This is a genomic window from Formosa haliotis (assembly GCF_001685485.1).
GTDB lineage: Bacteria > Bacteroidota > Bacteroidia > Flavobacteriales > Flavobacteriaceae > Formosa > Formosa haliotis.
In genome coordinates, this window is record NZ_BDEL01000001.1 from 1,594,654 (window position 1) to 1,620,186 (window position 25,533).

Genomic DNA, 25,533 nt, shown 5'->3' on the forward strand with positions numbered 1-25,533 from the left:
CATGCTTAAAAACATCCCATTAAAACTACAAGATCTCAATATTCTTTACATAATTTAAGGTCGACTTTAAGCTATAAAATACAATCAAGCTCTTAAATAACACCTTCCATAATACATTTTGTAATTAACTCAGGTGTATTTCTACAGCCCGATTTAGCTAAAATATTCTTTTTATGTGTGCGTACCGTATGGGGAGATATGTATAATTTACCTGCAATATCGATAAATTTATTCCCTTCGGAAATCATTTTAATAATCTCCCGCTCTCTTCCTGTAAACAAGCTTTTCGTCTTCTGTAGACTTAATGTTGTTGAAGCTTTAGGTTCTAAAGCATAATAACAAGGCTTTTCGGAACTTATAAAAGATACTTTTTGATGAAACGGAACTCCTAAATTAGTTACATCTGTATGTATCCCCAATACTTGCTGTATTTTCCCGTCTTCAGAAGCACTCAACACCTTTACTTGATGAAGTATGGTTTTATAGGTTCCATCGGTATGCTGAATACGCATCATATACACCGTTTTATAATGGAAAATATCTTCGATAGTAATTTTATTTAAAAAGAAATCAAAAACCAATTCTTCTTTTAAAGGCATGGTTTGCTGATCTTCTGGGTGCAACCTATCAAAGATCTGTTCAACCACAAAATCTTCTGGATTTATACCTAATATGGACTTTACTCCAGCACTAGCTAATTCTATTTTTAGCGTTTCGAAATTAAACACATAATAGTAGTACGGCCCTAATGAAAATAAGGATGCTATTTGTTCAACAATATTTAATAGCAACTCTTGTCGCTTAGGTTTAAGAATTTTGTTTTGAGACTCCCAAACATTTAAAACATTACTAATGTCGTTGTATGCCATATTTAGAACAATTATCTAACTAAATTTAAATTAAAAAATTCATTTACGGTGAGTTCTTCCTTTATTTTATTGCATCTCAACTTCATTGTATCCAATCTTAGCTTAACAAAAAACCCTTCCAACATTCTAGAATACTGGAAAGGTTTTGTTTAAAACACATTATTTTTTTATCAAGACATAAGATTAATCCCCAGTAATTACAACATCTGGAATGGTAAAAAATTCGTAATCATTAATAGAAATCATTGTATTATCGCTTTCCTTATGAGATTTTAAATCTAAACTTGAATCTTTAGCGAACACTTTATCCCCATCGAACATTATAATGCGCTTTGGGCCTCCTGGTGTAGAAACATGTACCTCAGCTTTATTCATACCTGTTCTTACTACTCCAAAATCGCATTGGGCAGAGCCTTTAGCATCGGTAGCCACCGAACAAGGTACTTTTCCTGTGGCATTATATTTTACGCCTCCAACGTCATGTGCCTTTCCCGAAATCCCCATATTTAGGGTGTAGTTTGCCTTTTCATTACGTCTAGCTGCATTTCGCATTAAGTATACACGAACAATATACGTCCCGTCTTTTGGTAAAACACCAGAGTAATTATTTCCATCCATAGATCCGGTGAATATTGCCGTCTCGGAATGTGGCGGTAAGACATTAAAATAATTAGAAGCATTAGTAGATTTTAAAGCAACCGTCATCTCCTGCCCTTCTCTGGCTCCTAAAGTATAGTCTATTATTTGATCGCCAACCAAAGTTCCTGTTTCTATAGCAGAAGAGGTTCCCTTTTTAAAATGAACAGCTTTAGTTTCTATTTGCGATTGTGCAATACCAACGGTAGACATTGTAAAGAACAAAGCTAAAAGTCCGAATTGAATTTGTTTTATTTTCATACGTATTATAATATTAGTTTACTAGATTAAATTTAGTAAAACATTTCAATAAAAATCATCTTCTTTTGAATATTAAACTGAAGACTCAAATATAAAATAATGTTTCCCTAACACTTTGGGTCTCCTTTAATGGCCTTTAATAAGTCGAAAACAAAGCTTACTAGATGTATAAAAGCAAAAAACGCAACCAAATGAATGATTGCGTTTTTTATTATATGTGCTTATTCTAAAAAATTAAATCTTAATTAAAAAAGCATTTTACTACATCTTGTTTAACAAAATGAGAACTCTGTTTACTTAACTTCTTCGAAGTCTACGTCTTCTACGTCGCTTCCTTCGTTAGCATTTCCTCCTGCGTTTGCATCTGGACCTGCTTCTCCTCCTCCTTGTTGAGCATCTGCTTGTGCTTTGTACATTTCTTCGCTAGCTACTTTCCAAGCTTCATTGATTTTCTCTAAAGCAGGATCGATTACTGCGATATCTTTAGATTCGAAAGCTGTTTTTAACTCTGCTAAAGCATCTTCGATTGGCTTCTTCTTATCGTCTGATAATTTATCACCAAATTCTGCAAGTTGACTTTCTGTTTGGAAAATCATAGCATCGGCAGCATTTAATTTATCTGCTTTTTCTTTTGCTACTTTATCTGCTTCTGCATTTGCTTCGGCATCTGCTTTCATTTTTTGGATCTCATCTTCTGTTAATCCTGATGAAGCTTCAATACGAATATCTTGTGTTTTATTAGTCGCTTTATCTGTTGCTGTTACGTGGATAATACCGTTTGCATCAATATCAAAAGTTACTTCAATTTGTGGCGTTCCTCTTTTTGCTGGTGGAATACCATCTAAGTGAAAACGTCCGATAGTTTTGTTATCGCCTGCCATAGCACGCTCTCCTTGTAACACATGGATTTCTACTGAAGGCTGATTATCTGCCGCTGTAGAGAATACTTGCGATTTTTTAGTTGGGATAGTCGTATTTGCTTCAATAAGCTTAGTCATTACATTACCCATAGTTTCAATTCCTAAAGATAATGGTGTAACGTCTAATAATAATACGTCTTTTACATCTCCTGTTAATACCCCACCTTGGATACCTGCTCCTAAAGATACAACCTCATCTGGGTTAACTCCTTTACTTGGTGCTTTTCCGAAGAATTTTTCTACTGCAGATTGTACTGCTGGAATACGTGTAGAACCTCCTACTAAAATTACTTCGTTAATATCTCCAATTGATAAACCTGCTGCTTTTAAAGCTGTTTTACATGGCTCGATAGTACGTTTTACTAAATCGTCGATTAATTGCTCAAATTTAGCTCTTGTTAATGTACGCACTAAGTGTTTTGGTCCGCTAGCAGTCGCTGTTACGTAAGGTAAATTAATTTCTGTTTGTGCAGAAGATGATAATTCAATCTTAGCTTTCTCAGCAGCTTCTTTTAAACGTTGTAAAGCCATTGGGTCTTGACGTAAGTCAATATCTTCATCTGCTTTAAACTCGTCTGCCAACCAGTTAATAATTTTTTGATCTACATCATCACCACCTAAGTGTGTATCACCATCTGTAGATAATACTTCAAATACACCGTCTCCTAATTCAAGGATAGATACGTCATGTGTTCCTCCTCCAAAATCGAATACAACTATTTTTTGGTCTGTACCTTTTTTGTCCATTCCGTAAGCTAAAGCTGCGGCTGTTGGTTCGTTGATAATACGACGAACTTTTAAACCTGCAATTTCTCCTGCTTCTTTAGTTGCTTGACGTTGTGAGTCGTTAAAATATGCTGGTACTGTAATAACCGCTTCAGAAACTGTTGTTCCTAAATAGTCTTCAGCTGTTTTCTTCATTTTTGAAGAATCATTGCCGATAATTCTTGTGGAGAATATAAACGACCATCAATATCTACTCTTGGTGTATCGTTATCTCCTTTTACTACTTTATATGGTACGCGTTCTGCTTCGTTTTTAGATTCAGAATACTTATTACCCATAAAACGTTTAATTGAAGAAACAGTTTTTGTTGGGTTTGTTACGGCTTGTCTTTTTGCTGGGTCACCTACTTTAATTTCACCACCTTCTACAAAAGCAATAACCGATGGAGTTGTACGTTTACCTTCTGCGTTAGGAATAACTACAGGTTCGTTACCTTCCATCACAGATACGCAAGAGTTTGTAGTTCCTAAATCGATTCCAATAATTTTACTCATAATTATTATATATTTTAATATTGTTGAATTTATTTTTAATTTCTCTTAGTCTATTTCAATCATTGTGCCAACACGTTTTAGTATGACAAGCTGTCAGATACTATTTTAAATCGCAACGCCAATCAACGTTTACTTAACATACCTAACCTTAGCTTTAATGTTTAGTAATCTTTAAATGACATTCTCTACACACACCTCCTCCTAAATTTGTGCCAACTAAAAAATCGTACACATGAAAAAACTATTACTCTTATTTACTCTATCTATTGGAGTTTATTTAAATGCACAAATTAACACAGGCGACATGGCTTTTATTGGCATGAATGCCGATGGAGATGATGATTTTGCCTTAGTCACTTTTGTAGACATTCCTGCAAATACTACCATTTATTTTGCAGATAAAGAATGGACCGGCACCGAATTTAATTCTGGTGAAGCCGCTTACGCTTGGATCAGTGGAAACGAAAAAATTAATGCCGGATCTATAATTACATTTAATACTATTAGCGAAATACCTAGCGTAAATTACGGTATTATTGATGGCGAACCAGGCGGATTATCGTCTGGCAGTGAAGCCATATTTGCCTATTTAGGTACAGATGTAAATACACCAACTACCTTTATTGCTGCCGTTGCTAATGCCATAGGTGCCTTTGGAGATTTAACTAATACTGGTTTAACAGAAGGGCTAACTGCAATTACATACAGTCCAGACGGTGTTGATATTGCTGTTTATAACGGACCACGAACTGGGTTAGATCAAGATGGCTATTTACTTGCCTTAAACGACATGTCAAATTACGACGTACAAGATACCGATGAAGATGACCACAATGACGGTATAGCACCGGAATATGTTTTTAATACTACGGCATTCGTAATGTCTACTCAAGATCTTACTGCGCCTTCTGTGGTTACTATTCAAACTACAGCAAGTACTACAACTGAGGTGGTTTTTTCTGAAAACATCACCCAAACTTCTGCAGAGACTATATCTAATTATATCTTTGCTCCAGCTCTGGCCATTTCAAACATTTCTTATGATGCTACTTCTAACACGGCGACTTTAACTCATGAAGCCTTAACCGAAGGTGTTGGCTATATGCTAACTGTAAGTCATATTCAAGATCTAGAAGAAAACACACAAACATCTAGTTTTACTAGCGATTATTTATTTTACAATACCACGACAGAAGGTCTTATAATTACAGAAATAATGTATAATGCCCCTTCTGATGATTCTGATGCTTTAGAATTTTTAGAGATTTACAATACCACAGCAGATCCAATACATTTAGGAGGTGTACAAGTTAAAGATGAAAGTAACTTTATCTTTACGTTTCCTGAAATGACTTTAGCCCCACAAGCCATTGTATTATTGGCAACTGACAAAGCTACAGCAGATGCCTTTTATGGCGTTTCCTTTTTAGACATGCCACAAGGTATTTCTAATGCTTTAGGTAACGGAGGTGAGGTTTTACAAATTTTAAACACACAAGGTGAAACCATTTTCTCTATGGAATATAGCGACGATGAGCCTTGGCCAACCGCTGCCGACGGAGATGGACCTTCTTTAGAACTAGTAAACCCTGAAGCTAATGTTAACGATGGCACAAATTGGGTTGCGGCTTCTACATTTATTGGAGAATCTTTAGGTGAACAGGTACATGCCTCGCCTGGAACATTTAATGCGATTACTAATGTAACACCTCAGCTTACTTTTGCAAAGTCTACTTATAATGTATCGGAAGACGCTACAGAAGTTAGTATTCTGTTAGAATTATCTGCTGCGTCTACAATTGACATCACTGCAGATGTTAATTTAGTTAGCGAATTAATTACTGCGACTCCAGGAACAGATTTTACATTTTCTACGCAAACTATAACTATACCTGCAAACACGACTAGTTACACTTTAAACATTCCGCTTACAGATGATTCTAATGCAGAAATAGACGAATTATTTATTTTAAAATTGTCAAATCTTAGTAATGCCACACTAGGAGGCTTTGATACTACAGGTGTGTATATTATAGATAACGACCAAGAATTACCTTCTACAACCGATCCTTTAAACATAAATTTTAAAACAAGTTACATCGTAGATGCCGCCGGTTCTGCAGAAATTAGTGCTTTCGATTCTGAAACCCAACGTCTGTTTGTGTTAAATTCTATTGGAAAAACCATAGAAGTCTTAAATTTTTCTAATCCAGAAAATATTTCTACAATTAAGACCATCGATTTATCTTCTTACGGAACAGAAGGTCCTACAAGTGTAGCTGTTTATAATGGATTAGTAGCGGCATCTGTTTCTAATGGCCCAGAAGCAGATGGTGTAGTTGTATTTATGGATACTAACGGAGATAACATCTCTCAAGTAACCGTAGGAAATCTACCTGACAATGTGAGCTTTACTCCCGACGGAACCAAAATATTAACGGCTAATGAAGGACAACCAAACTCAGATTATTCTATCGATCCAGAAGGAAGCATTTCCATTATTACTGCCACACCTGGTTTAGGAAACATCACCCAAAACGATGTACTAACCATAAATTTTAATGCTTTCGATTCGCAATTAAATGAATTAAGAGCCAATGGTGTAAGAATAACAGGACCTGGAGCAACAGTTTCTCAAGATTTAGAACCAGAATATATTACGTATTCAGACAATTCTAAAAAGGCTTGGGTGAGTTTGCAAGAAAATAATGCACTTGCCGTAATCAATTTAGAAACGAATACGATTACCGATGTACTTCCTTTAGGTTTAAAAGATTTTAGTTTAGCAGAAAATCCTTTTGATGCATCAGACGAGACCGATTTTATCTTTATGGCAAATTGGCCGGTTAAAGGAATGTATATGCCAGACGCCATTGCCTACTACGAATTAAATGGTGTAGGTTATGTTGTTACAGCAAACGAAGGAGACGCTAGAGAATATGATGCTTTTGAAGAAGAAGTAAAAGTTGGAGATAACGATTATATTTTAGACCCAATCGCATTCCCTAATGCAGATTTACTAAAATTAGAAGAAAACATAGGGCGTCTTGCGATAACAAATGCAACTGGAGATATTGATAATGATGGTGATTTTGATGAAATTCACATGTTTGGGTCACGTTCATTTAGTATCAGAAATGCAACTACAGGAGCTTTAGTTTACGATAGTGCAGACGATTTTGAACGTATTACTGCAGCCGATCCCATGTATGGCGAGTTATTTAATGCCAGCAATAGTAATAACAATTTTAAAAACAGAAGTGATAATAAAGGGCCAGAACCAGAAGGTATTACAGTAGCCAATATTGCAGGTAAATTCTACGCATTCATCACCTTAGAACGTGTAGGAGGATTTATGACTTACGATATTACAGATCCTTCAAACCCAACATTTATAAAATATATCAACAACCGTACTATAGGTGATTCTGAAGGTAGCGATTTAGGGCCAGAAGGGATTATTTATATTGCACCAGAAGACAATTCTTTAGGTACCGGTTTGGTTGTTTTATCAAACGAAGTGAGTTCTACCGTTAGTGTGTATAGTTTAGATAACATTACATTAAGTATAAACGATAACACTAAAAATTCTGAAGCCCTTAACGTTTACCCTAACCCTGTAGAAATAAATAATACCATCTACTTTAACAAACAAGTAAATGTTAGTTTATACGATTTACAAGGAAGATTAATCGTATCTAAACAAAACATTCATACCCTTAACATTCCAAACGTAGCGAGTGGTACTTATGTACTTAGAACAGACCATGGAGATGTAAAAAAGATTATTATAAAATAGTTATATTAAAATTACATAAATCACAAAAAGAGGTTGTCTAAAAAGGCAGCCTCTTTTTTTGGTTTAGATTTTATCAAAAGTTCAGTTTTTCGTATTTTAAAAGTATGAAAAGCAACATTGTATGGAAGACCAATAGTCAGACACAATTGAGTCTTCTTCCTCCGAGTTATGATGATTTTGTTCCAGAACATCACCCTGTGCGTATTGTAAATAGTATTTTAAATCAGATAGACATTCGTTCTATAGAAAACACCTATAAAGGAGGTGGTACTTCTAGCTATCACCCAAGAGATTTACTCAAAATTTTAATCTACGCCTATCTTCGTAATTTATATTCTTCTCGCAAAATAGAACAAGCCTTGGGAGAAAACGTTCATTTTATGTGGCTTAGTGGTTGTATCCAACCCGATCATAATACCATCAGTAATTTTCGTTCAGGAAAACTCAAAGGGAATTTTAAAAAGATATTTAATCAAGTTGTTATTCTCCTTGCTAAGGAAGGTTACTTGAGTTTAAAAGATATTTATGTTGATGGCACCAAAATAGAAGCCAATGCTAATCGCTATACTTTTGTATGGGGCAAAAGCATTAAAACCTCACGCTCACGTATTGAAAAACAACTCAAAGAACTATGGCGTTATGTAGAGACGGTATATGCAGAAGAAGAACAAAAGCCTAACGAGCCAGATAATTTTAAAGCGATAAATCCTGAGCAAGTCTCCCAAACCATAGATAAAATTAATCAAGCACTCCAAGGAAAAGAGATTGATAAAAAAGTGAAGCAAAAGCTTAACTATGCCAAAAAGAACTGGCCTGGGAATATAGCAAAATATAATACCTACCAGCAGCACATGGGGAGTCGCAACTCAATGAGCAAGACAGATCCTGATGCTACTTTTATGAAAATGAAAGAAGACCATATGCTAAATGGACAGCTCAAACCAGGATATAATTTGCAAGCATCTACCAACAATCAGTTTATTACCAATTACACCCTTGCACAAACTACGGCAGATACCACCACACTTATAGAGCATACAGAAGATTTTATTAAGGGATATGGCAAAGCTCCACAAGCCTTAACAGCAGATGCAGGTTATGGTAGTGATGAAAATTACACCTATCTGGAAGATCAGAATATCGAAGCTTTTGTTAAGTACAATTACTTCCATAAAGAACAGTTAGATGAGAAACGAGGTAAGACTAAAAATCCATTTGCAGCAGATAAACTTTTTTATAACCATAATACAGATACGTATTACTGTCCTATGGGACAACCTATGGAAAATATTGGTAGCTACATAAGACAAACAGCTACAGGATATGAACAAAAAATCGATAGATATCAGGCTAAGAATTGCTTCGGATGCCAGCTCCGGAGTCTCTGTCATCAATCAAAATACAACCGCATTATAGAGAGGAATCACAAATTGGTTAGACTCAAAGCAAAAGCCAAACAAAAATTATTAAGCCCAGAAGGAGTTGCTCATAGAAAACAGCGTTGCTGGGATGTTGAAGCTGTTTTTGGTAATATTAAACACAATATGAACTTCAAAAGGTTTATGTTAAGAGGACTTGATAAAGTAATTACCGAAATAGGACTTATTGCAATGGCACATAACCTTAAAAAAGTGAGTTTAGCCATATAAAATCACAGTGCCTATTTTTAACTAGACTCGAATTACTAAGTAAAAAAGAAAATCCTGATTAAACCCAAAATGTTCAAAAAATAAAAGGTCGCCTAATTGGTTTTTAGACGACCTCTTTTTAATTCTTACCTGTTTATAGTTACAATACAAAGAAGTTCTTATGCTATATTTATAGAATATCGTATTTTTAACAGTCTATGTAATGCTATTAAATATGCAATTAAACCTCTGTAAACCAACACTTAAAATTTTCATCGTCACATTACTGCTTTCAATTTATAGTTGTAAGTCTAAAGAAGAAGACCATCCCACCGAAAAACCTATCGCTGTAAACGTATTAAAAATAGTGAAAAACGATGTTTCAAACGCTATATCCTTAAGCGGAAATGTTGAAGCCAATACGACGCTTAGATTAGGTTTTATGGTTGCAGGGAAAGTGAATTATATTGCCATAAATGAAGGAGAATCTATAAAGAAAGGAACCTTATTGGCTAGCCTAGACGATTCTGACTACCAAATTGGATTAAAAGCTGCCAATGGCAAACTCCTGGAAGTCCAAGACAAATACAACCGTTTAAAAATTATGCACGACCGCAATAGTTTAAGCGATGCCGATTTTGTTCAAGTAGAAGCTGGTTTGCAACAAGCAGAAGCTAACAAAGCCATCAATGCTAAAAACATAAGTCATACCAAACTGTACGCACCCATGTCTGGAGTCCTTCTTAAAAAAGGCGTTTCGGAAGGTGAAGTTATAGATAAAGGCTTACCTATTTTTGGATTAGGAGATATAGACCGTGTTAAAATTAACGCTGCTGTTCCCGGGGATGAAATCAATTTAATTAAAATAAATCAACCAGCCCAAGTCACCATTTACGCTTTAGATTCTATATATAACGGAAAAGTTATCGAAGTTGGTTTAGCTGCCGAAGCTAAAACCAGAACCTACAATGCAAAAATTGAGATTGACAATCCAAATCATAAAATACTTCCTGGAATGATTGCTCAAATTGAAATACAATCAAATTCAAAACAACAAAAATTATTAGTGCCTGGGCATGCCATTTTAAAAGGAACAGATAATAAATCGTATGTTTTTGTAGTAGATCATACTACAAATAAAGTTTTTAAACGTGACATCTCCATAGGAAAACTTCATAAAAACAATATTGAAATTACGAGTGGGATTTCTGAAGGCGAGATTATTGTAACCTCTGGAATTCAGAAATTACAAGACGGAACACCTGTAAGCTACAACTAAGCCCATGAATTTAATTCAATCTTCTTTAAAATATAAACAGGTTACTATTGCCATTTTGGCAATTATTTTTGTGGTTGGAATCTTTTCGTTACTCACCATGCCACGAAGAGAAGACCCAAAAATAACGGTAAGAGAAGGACTAATCGTTGCCTATTTCCCTGGTGCAAACTCAGCTCAAGTCGAAGATCAGTTAACAAAAACGATAGAGAAAACCTTATTTCAATTTTCTGAAGTAAGAAAACGAAAAACATTTTCAACCTCTAGAGATGGATTAATGATAATTCAAGTAGAGCTAGAAGAATGGATTAAAGATCCAGATGTTTTTTGGAATAAACTAACCGTCGCGCTACAAGTTACCAAGCAATTAGAACTTCCTAAAGGCATTATTGGACCAATTATAAATTCCGATTTTGGAGATACCGAGGCCATAGTACTAGGAATTACGGCCAAAAATGGAGGCTATTTAGAGCTACAAAACTATGCTCAAAAAATTGAGGATAAACTGCGAAGCATACGGGCCGTATCTAAAATTAAACGCATTGGCGAACAAAAGCAAGAAATAGTTATTACGGCGAGCTCAGAAAAACTGGCGCAATATGGCGTAAAATTTAACGATGTTATAACCATATTACAATCGCAAAACAATATTTATCCCACAGGAAGTTTAGCTACAGACCAAAATCAGGTGCCATTTTACACCACAAGTTTTTATGCCACCGAAGATGAAATTGCCGAACAAGTTGTAGGTACCGCCCTAAATGGAGATATTATTAGAATTGGCGATGTGGCCGATATTAAACGGCAGTACGAAGAACCCGATTCGTATACCAGTGTAAATGGGGCACCCGCAATTATTCTATCAATACAAATGCAGGAAGGCAACAATATCGTCGACTTTGGCGAATCCGTTCAATTGCTCATCGATGAAGCTCGTGCTCAAATGCCCTCCGATGTTAGCATTGAAAAAATAATAGATCAGCCAACCATTGTAGATCATAATGTAGGTAACTTTATCCGCGAATTTTTTATAGCCATTGCGGCTGTAATCATCGTTATTTTATTACTTCTTCCTTTTAGAATCGCCCTCGTAGCAGCCATGGCTATCCCTATGACAGTAGCAATGACCTTTGCCGTACTTCATGCCTTCGGGATAGAATTACACCAAGTGTCTTTAGCGGCATTAATCGTGGTTTTGGGCATGGTTGTAGATGATGCCATTGTGATTGCCGATAATTATGTAGAACTTCTAGATGAAGGCATACCTCCAAGTACCGCTGCTTGGAAAAGTGCCACCGAACTCATTATACCTGTACTTACGGCCACGGCTACAATAATCGCTGCCTTTTTACCCATGGTAATTTTAAGTGGCTCGGTAGGTGAATTTATTATAGCACTTCCTATTACAGTAACCATAGCTTTAGGCTCTTCCTTTTTTGTAGCGATGCTCTTTACTCCTATTTTATGTAATGCTTTCATAAAAAAAGGTTTACATCAAAAAGATACAACCAAAACAAATAAAAAACCTTCTGTTTTAGATCGCATGCAAACTATGTACGACACTTTAATTGACAAATGTGTTGCGGTGCCTAAACTCGTTATTTTTGGAAGTTTACTAATGATTGCTGTTGGGGTTGCCATGTACTTTATCATTCCTCAGAAATTCTTTCCTGCTGCAGAACGCAATCAGTTTGTTGTAGATTTTTGGATGCCAACAGAAACCAAATTAGATAAAACCCATGAAGGCATAAAAAAAATTGAACGACTAATTGCTACAGACAATCGGGTTACTTCTTATGCCACGTTTACTGGAAAAAGTGCACCGCGATTCTATTATAATTTTTCACCAGAAGTCCCGACTTCAAATTTTGCTCAAATTTTAATTAATACCACAGATGAACATACAGCAGAATCTTTAGCACGCGACCTCAACGAAAAAACAAAAAGCCTCATTCCAGAAGGCCAACCCTTAGTACGATTAATGCAACAAGGAACGCCTTATTTAGCACCAATAGAAGTAAGAATTTCTGGAGAAGATATTAATGTAATTCAAAGCATTGGTGAAGACGTTGCAGAAATCCTGAAAAACACAACGGGAAGTTTAAACGTAAGAAATAACTATCATGAAAATTATTACGGCATCGATATTCAGCTTAAACCAGAAGCAAGTCGTTTAGGATTCACCACAGAAAGTATTGCCAAAACCTTGTATGTAGGGTTCTCGGGAGCACCCATTAGTACCATATATGAAGGCAGTACACCTGTAAATTTAGTGTTTCGATTAAACGAAATAAACCGCGAAAATTTCGACAACTTAGCTAATACTTATTTACCATCGCCAGTAACTGGAGCTTCTGTTCCGCTTAGACAAATTGCTACTCTAACCCCTGAATGGCATACAGGTAGAATTGTTAGAAGAAATGGTGTACGAACCCTATCGGTATTAAGCGATGTTCAAGAGCATTATTTACCAGACGATGTTTTACCTCAGGCCATGAAAGCCATAAAAAATATAACCTTACCTCGTGGGTACAATATTACTTATGGTGGTGAATTTGAAAACAAAAATGAAACCTTCAGCCAAATGATGGTTGCGTTAGGTATAAGTATCGTGCTTATTTTCCTCATATTATTATTTCAATTTAAAAATTTAAAAGAAACCTTTTTGGTTATGGTTACTATTCCTCTAAGTCTGTTTGGCGCGTTTTTAGGATTAGTAATTACTGGAAACGATTTTGGTTTTACAGCCTTTGTTGGACTAATAAGCCTATCTGGAGTAGTTGTAAGAAATGCCATTATTTTAATCGACTATACAAATGAATTAATCCGGAAAGGAGACAGCATTTCTGAAGCCGCCGTAGAAGCCGGAAAGCGACGCTTACGACCTATATTCTTAACCGCCATGGCTGCTGCCATTGGTGTGCTTCCTATGATTTTATCGGGCTCTCCTATGTGGAGTCCGCTAGCCAGTGTCTTAGCTGTTGGTGTTATTTGGTCTATGATTATGGCACTACTTAGCATTCCTGTATTATACATTTGGTTTATTAAACCCAACGATATTTCTCACCTAACTGAAACCGAATCTTGATACTATGACTAAGCTGTTCACATATCGCACTATTTTACTGCCTTTTGTAGTACTCTTTAGCTATTTAGGTCATGCACAAACTTCAGAAGTTCTATCATTAGAAGCCGCAAAACAACGCGCTTTATCTCAAAATAAATTACTTGTTGTTCAGCAAGAAAAAGTAAACGAATTAGGTTTCAAAAAAGATGAAATTGCTTCTAAAAACTTACCTATGCTATATCTTGCAGCGAATTATTTACACTCGTTTAACGAAAATAACTTTGTAATTCCTCAAGGCGGTTTAGGCGATATTTTAAATATTCCTATTCCTTGGAACGATTTCACCTTATACGAAGGAAAACAGGATATGTTTGCCGCTGGTTTGTTTGCCTACCAACCAATCTCGCAATTATTCCGAGTAAATAATGGCGTAAAAGCGATGGAAGCTGAAGTGGATGTAGAACGCTTTAAACTAAAAATGGCAGTTTCAGAAATAGAAAATAGCATTGAAAAATTATATTATGCCATTCGTATTCAAGAGAAAAAAATAAAAACCGCCCAAACCAATATTGCATGGGCAGAATCTCAACTTTACGATGCCGAAAGTGCCCTATTAGCTCAAGAAACCCAGCAGGTAAATGTTATGGGGTTAAAAGCCAATCTTGCCGATAAAAAACATGCATATTTAGTAGAGCAAATTGCTCTAGAAAACTATATCGTCGATTTAAAAACCTTACTTATGATTCCCGATAGCACTGCTATCACTCTAGAACATCAACCAGTAAAGACCTATCATTTAAACTCTAAAAATTACTATGCGATTCAATCGCATAACAATAATGAATTGTTGAGTGCAAAAAAACAAATAGAAGCAGCGAATCACGGTAGTGATGCCTCTAAAAATGCTTATATCCCCGATTTAGGGGTGGTTGGTGGTGTGGCTTATCAAGGGATTATTCCAGAACTTCCCGACATGAACTACTTTCTAGGAGTGAACATGACCTGGAATGTTTTAGGATTTGGTAAAAACAGAGCGCAATTGGGTCAGAGCATTGCAAAACAGAATCAGGCCAAGGCCTATGCCGAATATACGATTTCAAACATTTCTGCAAACATAGATAAAGCCTATCGTAATGCAGTGCAAGCACAACAACTAATGGCCGTTGCCCAAGAAGCCTACACTTTTCGGTTAGAAGAATACAGAATTAAAGAAGATGGCGTAAATACAGGTTTATTAACACAAAAGGAACTCTTAGAAACAAAATCTGCCTTAGATAAAGCCGATGAAGATGCCTTTGCCGCACGCCTAAATTTTAATATGGCGGTATTAGATTTAAATGCATTAATTGGAAAGTAAAATAACCCTAAAGGTTTTAAGTTTTATTTAAAATTATACCCGAATCTCGTATAAAATCAAGGTATAATCACAAAATCGTAGTATATTTAATACTTAAAAAACGACCCTTCTCTATGAAAAAAATTATACTCCTAGCTATTTTTTCAGTTTGTTGTCTTGCTTCTAGTATAGCACAAGAAACTATCGAAACCATAGAACAAGCAAATGATACTGCTAAAGTAAAGAAAGTAGAATTCAGTGTTATGCCTTTTTTAAGTTATAATAGAACTCTAGATTTTATGTTTGGAGCCATACCAATGGTCATGTACAAAACCAACCAAAAGGATACCATATCTCCAAAATCTATATCGGGTGTTTCTGCAGTGTATACCACCAATAAATCTTATTTTATAGCTGTATTCAACAAATGGTTTTTTAAAGAAGATACCTGGCGGGCTAAGTTATTTATGTTTACTGGCGATTACAATTCGCAATTTTATATGGATGACGATGCGGTTCCTGGGTTTTACGATTACGGAACAGATGTGTTTGTAATTAGTACTGGGGTACAGCGAAAAATCATTAATCATCTATACGGAGGATTAACATATACGTATGCACATTACGACACCGTTTATGAAGACGAAGTACAGCCAGAAGATATTACGCAAACCAATGGTTTAGAGTTTAATTTGCTTTACGATTCTAGAGACGCCATTTATTACCCTACCACGGGAATTAAATCTATAGTAAAATTTGTAACCTTCCCTACATGGATTGGTAACGACGTAAAAGCTCAAAAATTAACAACCGAATACAACACCTATTTTCCTATGAAAAAAGGCCGCGATGTTTTGGCAGCGCGATTTTCTGGAACTTTCGGTTTAGGAGATATTGCATTTCAACAACAAGAAACCATAGGAAATAAAGATATTAGAGGATATAGCGAAGGAAAATATCGAGGCGATGGTGTTTTGGCTATTCAAGGTGAATATCGTTATAATTTTAATGATAAAATGGGAGTTGTAGGTTTTGCTGGCTTAGCCACCTTATACGGTTCAGATACTGAAGATTTTAACTGGAAAGCCTATCCTGGAGTTGGTGTAGGATATCGTTACCGTGCCTTTAAAAAGGTGAAATTTAATATTGGTTTAGATGGTGCCGTAGGTAAAGACGATTGGAGTATTAATTTTAGAATAGGCGAAGCTTTTTAATTTTATAGAACTACAGAATTTACCAACATCCTTACATGTTAAACTTTATAAAAGACACTATTTTATACTCTGCTTAAAATTAAATGGAGTTTATATCTTGCAATTATCCATAAACTGCCAAAAGATTACATAAAGGATATTAAAATTGTAAGACTATAAAACATTTCAAGACCCAATAAAAAAGCATCTTTTTACATGGTTAAATGTAGAAAGATGCCTTTTTTTTATTATCATGTTATTAGCCTTTTTCAACATTTTATTTTTTTAAGACTATCAGTTCACTAAATATTTATATTTCTTTTTACGAAAAACAGAATGAATCTCTACTCAGAATATCAAATGCACAATACTTATGTAGAGCTTTATCTCCTATACAAATATGTCTTATTTTTACTCAATTCTTATTTGAATACATAAGGTTTAAAAATTATTAATTCCGACAAATAAAAAATAATATATGAGCAATAAAACTCAGGAAGCAGAAAGATTAGACGTTTCTGATGCTTATAAAAATTGGAAGAAATGGGGGCCATATCTTGCCGAAAGACAATGGGGAACTGTAAGGGAAGATTATAGTGAACATGGAAATGCTTGGGATTTTATAGACCACGAAAAAGCACGTAGTAATGCTTACAGATGGGGTGAAGAAGGTATTGCAGGGTTTTGCGATTCTCGCGAAATTTTGTGTATAGCACCTGCGTTTTGGAACGGTAAAGACCCTATCCTAAAAGAACGTTTGTTTGGTTTAACCAACAACCAAGGAAACCATGGTGAAGATGTAAAAGAGCTCTATTTTCATCAAGTGTCATCGCCCACCCACTCGTATTGCAAATACTTATATAAATATCCACATAACGAATTTCCTTACGCCGATTTAGTTAATACACATCGTAGCCGTGAAGAACCAGAATACGAATTATTAGATACCGGAATCTTTAAAGATAATGCCTATTTTGATTGTTATACAGAATACGCAAAAGCCGATGTTGACGATATTTTAATGAAAGTCACGATTGTAAATAGAGGTGATAAAGCTGCCGACATTCATGTGCTTCCGCACTTATGGTATCGAAATTTTTGGAAACATAATAAGCGCTTTAACCGCCCGAGTATAAAATCTATTTCAGACGACTGCGTTGAGGCAAAATGTGGAAGAAATGGACGTTATTTCTTATATCACGAAAACGGAGCTCAACTATTTTGTGAGAATGAAACAAATAACAAACGTATTTATAATGTCCCTAACGAAGTAGAATATGTTAAAGACGGTATAAATAACTTTGTTGTAAACGCTGAACCTACCGTAAATCCTGAAAAAAAGGGGTCTAGAATGGCGGTTTGGCATAAATTTACCTTAAAAGCGGGCGAAGAAAAAAGCATACGAGTGCGTCTTAGCAAAAAACCGATTTCTACCCCTTGGTCTGATTTTGACAAATTATTTGCCACAAGAGTTGAAGAGTGCGAGACGTTCTACCAAGATATAATCAAGAAAGATCTTCCAGAAACACATCAAGAAATTGCAAGAAAAGCATTCTCAGGTTTATTATGGACCAAACAATTCTATTATTACGATGTGTTTAAATGGCTTTTTGGAGGTCCAGGAGAAAAACCTAGTTACCGTGCTTCTGCTAGAAATTACAACTGGCAACATTTAACAAACAGGCATGTAATTTCTATGCCAGATAAATGGGAATATCCGTGGTATGCCGCCTGGGATCTTGCATTTCACATGGTTTCTTTTGTCGAAATAGACCCCTATTTTGCCAAAGAGCAACTGCTGTTGGTATTACAAGAAAATTATATGCATCCTAATGGACAGATTCCTGCTTACGAATGGAATTTTAGCGATGTTAATCCACCGGTACACTCTTCTGCCGTTTGGAGTGTTTACGAAAAAGATAAAGAACGTAAGGGAGAAGGCGACTTGTCCTTTTTAGAAAAATCGTTTCAAAAACTACTCGTTAATTTTACGTGGTGGGTAAACCAAAAAGATAAAAATGGTACCGATTTATTTGAAGGTGGTTTTCTTGGCTTAGATAATATCGGGGTTTTCGACCGAAACCATATGCCAGAAGGAATTACGCGAATGCAGCAGGCAGATGCCACCAGTTGGATGGCCATGTTTACGCTAAATATGCTGCGCATGTCCTTAGAGTTAGCAAAAACCAATAAGAATTACGAAGACTTTGCTGCCAAATTTTTCAGACACTTCTTAAACATTGCTTGGGCTATGCATCATATCGGGCAAAAAGACATCTCGCTATGGGACAACGAGGATAGTTTTTATTATGATGTTGTAGAAATGTCTTCGGGCATGACAGACCGTTTAAAAGTGCGCTCTTTAGTTGGTATTATACCTATGTTTGCTGTAGAAATAATTCATAAAGATTTATTTGATGCTCTTAAAAGTTTTAAATTTAAGGTGGCCGAAATTGTAAGAACACGTCCAGATTTAGCCTCATTAATTTCCAGAATCGAAGAAGCCAACGAAAATGGAGATTATCTATTTTCTATAATGCGAGGTTTCCGGTTAGAGCATCTCTTAAAACGCTTACTTGACGAAGAGGAGTTCCTTTCAGATTATGGTATTCGTTCATTGTCTAAATATCACGAAAAACACCCCTTTGTCTTTCAATATCATGGGCATCATCAAATTCAATACGAACCAGGTGAAAGCCGATCGAATATGTTTGGAGGAAATTCTAATTGGAGAGGTCCAATCTGGATGCCTCTAAATTATATGATTATCCAATCGCTTAGAAAATACTATAAATATTACGGAAAGGAATACACTTACGAATTCCCTACCGGATCTGGCAACAAACTCAACTTAAACGAGATTGCAAACGAACTTACAAAACGATTAGTAAAATTGTTTGAGCCTAATAAAGATGGAAGATTCCAATATCATACAGATGATGAAGACAAGGTGTTTACCACAGACGAGCACTTTAAAAACCAACATTTGTTTTATGAGTTTTTCGATGGTGATAATGGCCGCGGATTAGGAGCATCTCACCAAACAGGATGGACCGCTTTAATCGCGAATTTAATCATGGAAATGGAAGCTCAGAAATAAGCTCTAAAACATACAAAAACTTGACTAATTAGAGCTGTCAGTCTCTCTATTAGTCAAGTTTTTTTTATTCATTTTATTTTACATTTTATACCCCATTCGCCTACTTTTCACCAGAAACTTCTTGTATCTTTGCAGCCATTTTAAAACGTTTTCGTAAATGGAAATAATTTCTGTATTTGACATGTTAAAAATCGGCGTTGGTCCTTCTAGTTCTCACACTTTGGGCCCTTGGCGTGCTGCCGAACGTTGGATTAAAGAACTTAAAGATTCTGGTAAATTTAATAAAGTAGAGAAAGTTACCGTAGACCTTTACGGATCTTTATCGTTAACAGGAAAAGGACACGCTACAGATTTCGCCCTAATTCTGGGTTTAAGTGGCGCCGATCCGGAACGTATTCCTACAGAAGATATTAACGAGATTATTTCAACCATAAAAAACACCAATACCCTTGTTTTTAATGCTGAAAATAGCCTCCCATTTAACGTGCAAACAGACATTGTTTTCAACAGAAAATTTCTTCCGTTTCACTCTAACGGCCTTTCGTTTTCGGCTTTAATAAATGGTAGACAATACAAATCGACATTCTACTCTATTGGTGGTGGTTTTGTTGTAAAAGAGGAGCGTAAAAACTCTAAGGCCAATAAAATTATATTTTACTGTACGCTACCCTATCCTATTGAAACTGGTGTACAACTATTAGAGTTTTGTCATCAGCTTAATTTACCTATTTCGGGAGTTGTGCTAGAAAACGAGAAATCCCTACGCGATGAAGCTACTATCGATTTCGAAATGAAACGCGTTTGGAATACCATGCTAGAATGCATGTACACGGGTTGCCATACAGAAGGGAATTTACCAGGCGGATTAAATGTGCGTCGTCGTGCTTTCGATATGCATAAAAAATTACATGGTGATATTCCGTATAACAATCCGCAAGAATGGTTAGAATCTATCCGAAATACCGAAGTTAAATTCAGACAAATTTTAAAATGGGTAAGTTGTTTTGCTTTAGCGGTTAACGAGGTGAATGCCTCGTTAGGACGAGTAGTAACAGCTCCAACCAATGGAAGTGCCGGTGTAATTCCTGCTGTTTTAATGTATTATTTGGTAATTGAAAATCACGATGCCGGATTCGAGGACATTAAAAAATTCTTATTGGTGGCTGGCGAAATTGGAAGTATTTTTAAAAAAGGAGCTACTATTTCTGCAGCTATGGGTGGTTGTCAGGCCGAAATTGGCGTATCGTCTGCTATGGCGGCCGGTGCATTAACCGAATTATTAGGCGGAACCCCAGAACAAGTTTTAGTAGCTGCCGAAATTGCTATGGAACATCATTTAGGTTTAACCTGCGACCCTATTGGTGGTTTGGTGCAAATCCCGTGTATAGAGCGCAATTCTATGGGGGCTATTAAAGCAATAAATGCCGCAGAACTCGCCATAGAAACAGACCCGAACAACGTAAAAGTGCCTTTAGATAAAGTTGTTTCTACCATGTGGGAAACTGCGAAAGACATGAATTCTAAATATAAAGAAACATCGGAAGGCGGATTAGCCGTAGGTGTACACTTATCCGATTGTTAAACTCCTAACTAAGTTTGATTATCTTTATAGGACGCAATATATTTACAACATATTAGTTGTTATAAAAACGCCCTGCTTAAACCCGTATGAATTATAGTCCCTTAAAAATATGCTTCAGCATTTGCATCACCTTATTAATTTTGTTGGGGATAACGTATTTAAGTTCGTCTAACACTCTACCTAACGGAAAATCTCAGGACGGTTTTGCTGTTTTGGGGACTACCATAAAGTATCCTACTTCAGAATCTTTTTGGAATACAGAATCTACTTCAAAAGAAAAAATAAAAGCGGTAGATAGTATTGTAAATAATATTGAAGTTTTGGTCGAGCCCGAAGAAGACATAGAGAAACTGGTTATAGAAGAGGCGCCTATTGTTGAAGAAAAAAAAGCGTTTGTTCCTAAAATTCCGAATCTATCAAAAATAGATACCTCAAAAATTGAACGCATCACCTACCCTAAAAATAAGGATGAATTTATTTCGCAATTAAAAGCTCACCTTACGGCTTCTAAAAGTCGTATTATTCATTATGGCGATTCTCAAATTGAAGGCGATAGAATGTCATCGTATATCCGAAATAAACTTCAAAATTTATATGGCGGAAATGGTCCTGGCTTCACCCCTATTGCCCAAGTATACGAAAACATAAGTGCTGTAGTAACGACCTCTGAACATTGGACGAGACACGCAGCTTTCGATCCGTCTAAAAAACGATTTGCACATAAAAAATATGGTGCATACACAACCTTATCGCGATTTACACCGTATTACGACATCGTTGCCGATAGTATTAACAGCGATACTTTACAACTGGTTAAAGCTAGTTTTACGGTTAAACCATCTACTAAAACCTATGGTCGTATGCGTAATTATACAACTATAGGATTTCATTACGGCAATGCGCAATTACCTGTAAATTTAAAAGTGTTTAACAGCGGTTCGTTAATAAAAGAAACCGAATTAAATACCGATGGTAATTATCATGAAATAGAAATTAATCTGCCTAACACACCAGCCATACTTACGTTTGAATTGGAATCTAAAATGAGTCCCGATATCTACGGCATTACTTTAGATGGCAATGAAGGTATATCGTTAGACAATGTAGCTATGCGTGGTTCTGCAGGAACTATTTTTGCTGGATTAAATAGTGAGAATTTCGCCCAAATGTATAAGACTTTAGATCCTAAAGTTTTAATTTTTCAATATGGCGGAAATTCGGTGCCTTACGTTAAAGACTCTTTAGAAGTTGAGCAATACACGAGGTATCTTAAAAATCATATCAATTGGGTAAGACGCAAAACCAATAATGCGAGTGTTATTTTTATTGGCCCTACAGATATGACGACAACAGAAAACGGACAAATGAAAACGTACCCGCTATTACCTTATTTAAACCATACTTTACGCGAAATGTGTAACGATAACAACATAGCGTATTGGAGTACTTTTAATGCCATGGGTGGCGAAAACTCGATGCAACATTGGGTAGATCAAAAACTGGCAGGAAGCGATTACACACATTTTTCACTTACGGGAACACGAATAATTTCAGAATTATTCTTTCTCTCTTTATACATGGATTTAATACACGACGAATGAAATTTAAAATTTTAGTACTTTCCCTCATCTTATCACTCCCTGTTTTTGGGCAACATTATGTGTTGGACAGTATTACGCCAGAATACGGCCATTTAATTAATTTTGAAGCCAACACCTTTCAATACGCTTCAGAATCTCCCTATTTTCAAAAATTCTTTGCCGATTTAGATAGTGTTTACCTCGGAAAAAAGAAGAAAATTCACATTTTTCATATTGGAGGGAGTCATATTCAAGCAGACATATATTCAAATAAAATTAGAACCTATCTTCAAAATATAAACGATGTCTCTTTAGGGCAACGTGGTTTTGTATTTCCGTATCATTTGGCACATACCAACAACCCAACAAATTACAGAATTGAAGCCGATAAAAGTCAGTGGAAAGGTTACCGTTGCTCAGTTTCAAAAGACAGCGTAGCTTGGGGATTATCGGGTGTAAGTGCAGCTTTTCGTGGTGTTGAAGACGAAATTTATGTAAAATCTAATTACAGAAACTACACAAAAAAGCCATATACTTTTAATAAACTTCGAGTGTTTTATAATACTTGGTTAGAGGATTACGATATTAATATTGCTGATAGTACTTTAGTGACTTTAGACACCATAAATTATGCGGGCATGTACAGAGAATACCGATTTAATCGAACCTTAGACTCTGTCGCATTAAATCTTAAAATTAAAGATACAGCCTGTGTTTCGCCAGAATTTTTATTGATGGGAATGGAATTTATGAACGACGATCCCGGTATAGAATACACAAGTATTGGTGTTAACGGGGCTAGTTTTGCCTGGTATAATCGCTCGGCATATTTTGAAAAGCAATTACAGCTTTATAAGCCCGATATGTTTATAATTTCGGTAGGTACAAACGATGCCTATATGCCAAAATCCAGTTTTAAACCTGAAGAATTTAGAGCCTATTACGAAGATTTCATTCAGATGATTCAGCGGGCAAATCCAGATTGTGCCATTTTATTAACGGTACCAAACGATGATTATTACAAGAAAAGTTTTCCTAATCCAAATACCGCCGTACAGCAAAAAATAATAATGGAACTAACAAAAAAATACAATATGGCTGTTTGGGATTTATATAGTATTATGGGCGGATTAGGATCGTCTAACAAATGGTACAAAGCAAAACTAATGCCTCGCGACCGCATACATTTTACCAAATTAGGATACAGTATTAAAGCCGATTTATTTTTAAAAGCACTTGTTGATGCATGGGCAGAATCGACCCACCAAGACAAAGATTTGTTATTAACGCATTTTAAAAATTTAGATGAATAGGTTTTACGATATTTTCACCTTTTCGGAAGATTTTCCGTTAATCTTTACCCAAGCCAATTTTTGGATATTTTTTGCGGTAGCCTATTTTATTTTCGCTTTAGTTTATAAAAAGGTCCCGCTTCGTAATTCGTATTTATTCTTTATTTCGTTATTCTTCTATTATAAAACAAGCGGATTATTTATAGGTATTTTAATTTTTAGCACCCTGGTCGATTTCTTTATTGGCCGCACTATTTATAGAAGTGAACATAACAACAAACGCTTAGCTTTAGTTACGCTAAGTGTATGTATTAATCTATTTGTGCTTTGTTATTTTAAATATGCTTATTTCTTTACAGATGCCTTTAACACCCTTTTCAGCACCAACTATCAGGTTTTAAATGTGTTGGCTCAATGGGGAAATAGCTTTAGTAATCAAAATTATTTTACGGTCGATAAAATTATTCTTCCTGTAGGTATTTCGTTTTACACCTTCCAAACTATAAGTTACAGTGTAGATATTTACAGAAAAAAATTAAAGCCTTTAAATTCTATACTAGATTTTGGGTTTTATGTAAGTTTCTTTCCGCAATTAGTGGCAGGACCTATTGTTCGCGCAGAAAGTTTTGTTCCGCAAATATCTAAACCAACATTTTTAACCAAGCATAATTTTGATGCCGGTACCTTTTTAATATTAAAAGGATTAATTAAAAAAATGTTGTTTGCCGATTTTATAGCCATGCATTTTCTTGACCGAGTTTTCGACACTCCCGAAATGTTTTCTGGTTTTGCCAATATTATGGCCATGATTGGATATTCGCTTCAAATTTATGGCGATTTCTCGGGATATACAGATATTGCTATTGGATTAGCCTTACTTATGGGATTCGAATTGCCCGTCAATTTTAATTCGCCATATAAAGCCACTAGTGCTGGCGATTTTTGGAAACGTTGGCACATTTCGCTATCTACTTGGTTGCGCGACTATTTATATATTCCGTTAGGCGGAAATAGAAAAGGAAGTACGGCGTCTTATATTATTCTAGCTGTTATTTTACTAGGTGTAATGCTTGCTTTTAGAGATATGTACATAGTATGTATCATCCTACTAACCTCGCTTACCTTCTTTATTTTATCTATTTACAACCACAATGTAAGAAACCAAATCAATACCAATATCAACTTAATGCTTACCATGTTAATTGGCGGCTTATGGCATGGTGCGTCCTGGAAATTTGTAATTTGGGGAGGTTTAAACGGATTAGGAATTGTGGTTTATAAGTTCTGGCGTAAAATAAGCCCCTACGAATATAAAAACCAGTGGTATGTTCGTTGCTGGAAAATTCTAGTCACTTTTATTTTTATAACATTTACTCGAATTTATTTCCGAGGTGAAAGTATGGGGCACATTTCGCGTTGGTATTCGCAAGTAGCAAATAATATGGATTGGGCACATGCCATAGATATCTTGGTACATTATCAAGCCGTATTTTGGGTGATGCTTGTTGGATATATAACGCACTGGTTACCGCAATCCTTAAAAGATCAAATTGAGAATTTGTATGCTAAAAGTCCGGTGTTTGTAAAAATTACGGCTGCTGTTTGTACAGGTGTTATCTGTTATCAAGCATTTTCTAGCGATTTTCAACCCTTTATTTACTTCCAATTCTAATACAATCAGCGTTCTAAAAGTTACAATTAGATAATTTAGGAA

General features: G+C 35.7%; 13 protein-coding genes and 1 pseudogene. 11 read left to right on the plus strand and 3 right to left on the minus strand.

Annotated elements, in window-relative coordinates; genetic code table 11:
- Positions 1–92: 92 nt before the first annotated feature.
- The 3 genes and pseudogenes from A9D35_RS06325 to dnaK form a co-directional block, all read right to left on the minus strand.
- Positions 93–869 (minus strand): LuxR C-terminal-related transcriptional regulator, encoded by a 777-nt coding sequence (locus tag A9D35_RS06325; protein ID WP_066220516.1) that lies wholly within the window; start codon positions 867–869, stop codon positions 93–95.
- A 183-nt stretch (positions 870–1,052) separates the two neighbouring features.
- Complete coding sequence (locus A9D35_RS06330) at positions 1,053–1,766, minus strand: hypothetical protein (protein ID WP_083191648.1); 714 nt, start codon at positions 1,764–1,766, stop codon at positions 1,053–1,055.
- Between the two features lie 293 nt (positions 1,767–2,059).
- Positions 2,060–3,966, minus strand: a pseudogene (gene dnaK, locus A9D35_RS06335) (molecular chaperone DnaK).
- Between the two features lie 232 nt (positions 3,967–4,198).
- Between dnaK and A9D35_RS06340 the strand changes: the two are divergent.
- The 11 genes from A9D35_RS06340 (at position 4,199) to A9D35_RS06390 (ending at position 25,491) form a co-directional block, all read left to right on the plus strand.
- Complete coding sequence (locus tag A9D35_RS06340) at positions 4,199–7,765, plus strand: choice-of-anchor I family protein (RefSeq protein ID WP_066220518.1); 3,567 nt, start codon at positions 4,199–4,201, stop codon at positions 7,763–7,765.
- Positions 7,766–7,869: 104 nt separating this feature from the next.
- The gene (locus tag A9D35_RS06345) at positions 7,870–9,414 is read left to right on the plus strand and encodes an IS1182 family transposase (protein WP_066217549.1); all 1,545 of its coding nucleotides are present in this window, start codon (positions 7,870–7,872) and stop codon (positions 9,412–9,414) included.
- A 214-nt stretch (positions 9,415–9,628) separates the two neighbouring features.
- The gene (locus tag A9D35_RS06350) at positions 9,629–10,672 is read left to right on the plus strand and encodes an efflux RND transporter periplasmic adaptor subunit (protein ID WP_066220521.1); all 1,044 of its coding nucleotides are present in this window, start codon (positions 9,629–9,631) and stop codon (positions 10,670–10,672) included.
- Between the two features lie 4 nt (positions 10,673–10,676).
- Positions 10,677–13,757, plus strand: coding sequence for an efflux RND transporter permease subunit (locus A9D35_RS06355; RefSeq protein WP_066220524.1), 3,081 nt, complete (start codon positions 10,677–10,679; stop codon positions 13,755–13,757).
- Between the two features lie 4 nt (positions 13,758–13,761).
- Positions 13,762–15,093 carry a TolC family protein gene (locus A9D35_RS06360; RefSeq protein ID WP_066220527.1) on the plus strand — a complete coding sequence of 444 codons (1,332 nt, stop codon included), beginning with the start codon at positions 13,762–13,764 and terminating at the stop codon, positions 15,091–15,093.
- A 113-nt stretch (positions 15,094–15,206) separates the two neighbouring features.
- Complete coding sequence (locus A9D35_RS06365) at positions 15,207–16,286, plus strand: BamA/TamA family outer membrane protein (RefSeq protein WP_066220530.1); 1,080 nt, start codon at positions 15,207–15,209, stop codon at positions 16,284–16,286.
- A 457-nt stretch (positions 16,287–16,743) separates the two neighbouring features.
- Complete coding sequence (locus A9D35_RS06370; protein ID WP_066220533.1) at positions 16,744–19,365, plus strand: MGH1-like glycoside hydrolase domain-containing protein; 2,622 nt, start codon at positions 16,744–16,746, stop codon at positions 19,363–19,365.
- 157 nt (positions 19,366–19,522) lie between these two features.
- The gene (locus A9D35_RS06375; protein ID WP_066220535.1) at positions 19,523–20,947 is read left to right on the plus strand and encodes an L-serine ammonia-lyase; all 1,425 of its coding nucleotides are present in this window, start codon (positions 19,523–19,525) and stop codon (positions 20,945–20,947) included.
- An 86-nt stretch (positions 20,948–21,033) separates the two neighbouring features.
- The gene (locus A9D35_RS06380; protein ID WP_066220538.1) at positions 21,034–22,548 is read left to right on the plus strand and encodes an SGNH/GDSL hydrolase family protein; all 1,515 of its coding nucleotides are present in this window, start codon (positions 21,034–21,036) and stop codon (positions 22,546–22,548) included.
- The gene (locus A9D35_RS06385; protein ID WP_066220540.1) at positions 22,545–23,840 is read left to right on the plus strand and encodes a GDSL-type esterase/lipase family protein; all 1,296 of its coding nucleotides are present in this window, start codon (positions 22,545–22,547) and stop codon (positions 23,838–23,840) included. Before A9D35_RS06380 ends, A9D35_RS06385 begins: the two co-directional genes overlap by 4 nt.
- The gene (locus tag A9D35_RS06390) at positions 23,833–25,491 is read left to right on the plus strand and encodes an MBOAT family O-acyltransferase (protein ID WP_066220548.1); all 1,659 of its coding nucleotides are present in this window, start codon (positions 23,833–23,835) and stop codon (positions 25,489–25,491) included. The genes A9D35_RS06385 and A9D35_RS06390 overlap by 8 nt, the downstream gene beginning before the upstream one ends.
- Positions 25,492–25,533: the final 42 nt, after the last annotated feature.

Bases quoted from the DNA above. Each gene is read 5' to 3' on its own strand.
- A9D35_RS06370 (WP_066220533.1), top strand. From the start codon at position 16,744: ATGAGCAATAAAACTCAGGAAGCAGAAAGATTAGACGTTTCTGATGCT.
- A9D35_RS06365 (WP_066220530.1), top strand. From the start codon at position 15,207: ATGAAAAAAATTATACTCCTAGCTATTTTTTCAGTTTGTTGTCTTGCT.
- A9D35_RS06330 (WP_083191648.1), bottom strand. From the start codon at position 1,766: ATGAAAATAAAACAAATTCAATTCGGACTTTTAGCTTTGTTCTTTACA.
- A9D35_RS06390 (WP_066220548.1), top strand. From the start codon at position 23,833: ATGAATAGGTTTTACGATATTTTCACCTTTTCGGAAGATTTTCCGTTA.
- A9D35_RS06360 (WP_066220527.1), top strand. From the start codon at position 13,762: ATGACTAAGCTGTTCACATATCGCACTATTTTACTGCCTTTTGTAGTA.
- A9D35_RS06340 (WP_066220518.1), top strand. From the start codon at position 4,199: ATGAAAAAACTATTACTCTTATTTACTCTATCTATTGGAGTTTATTTA.
- A9D35_RS06375 (WP_066220535.1), top strand. From the start codon at position 19,523: ATGGAAATAATTTCTGTATTTGACATGTTAAAAATCGGCGTTGGTCCT.
- A9D35_RS06385 (WP_066220540.1), top strand. From the start codon at position 22,545: ATGAAATTTAAAATTTTAGTACTTTCCCTCATCTTATCACTCCCTGTT.
- A9D35_RS06355 (WP_066220524.1), top strand. From the start codon at position 10,677: ATGAATTTAATTCAATCTTCTTTAAAATATAAACAGGTTACTATTGCC.
- A9D35_RS06380 (WP_066220538.1), top strand. From the start codon at position 21,034: ATGAATTATAGTCCCTTAAAAATATGCTTCAGCATTTGCATCACCTTA.
- A9D35_RS06345 (WP_066217549.1), top strand. From the start codon at position 7,870: ATGAAAAGCAACATTGTATGGAAGACCAATAGTCAGACACAATTGAGT.
- A9D35_RS06325 (WP_066220516.1), bottom strand. From the start codon at position 869: ATGGCATACAACGACATTAGTAATGTTTTAAATGTTTGGGAGTCTCAA.
- A9D35_RS06350 (WP_066220521.1), top strand. From the start codon at position 9,629: ATGCAATTAAACCTCTGTAAACCAACACTTAAAATTTTCATCGTCACA.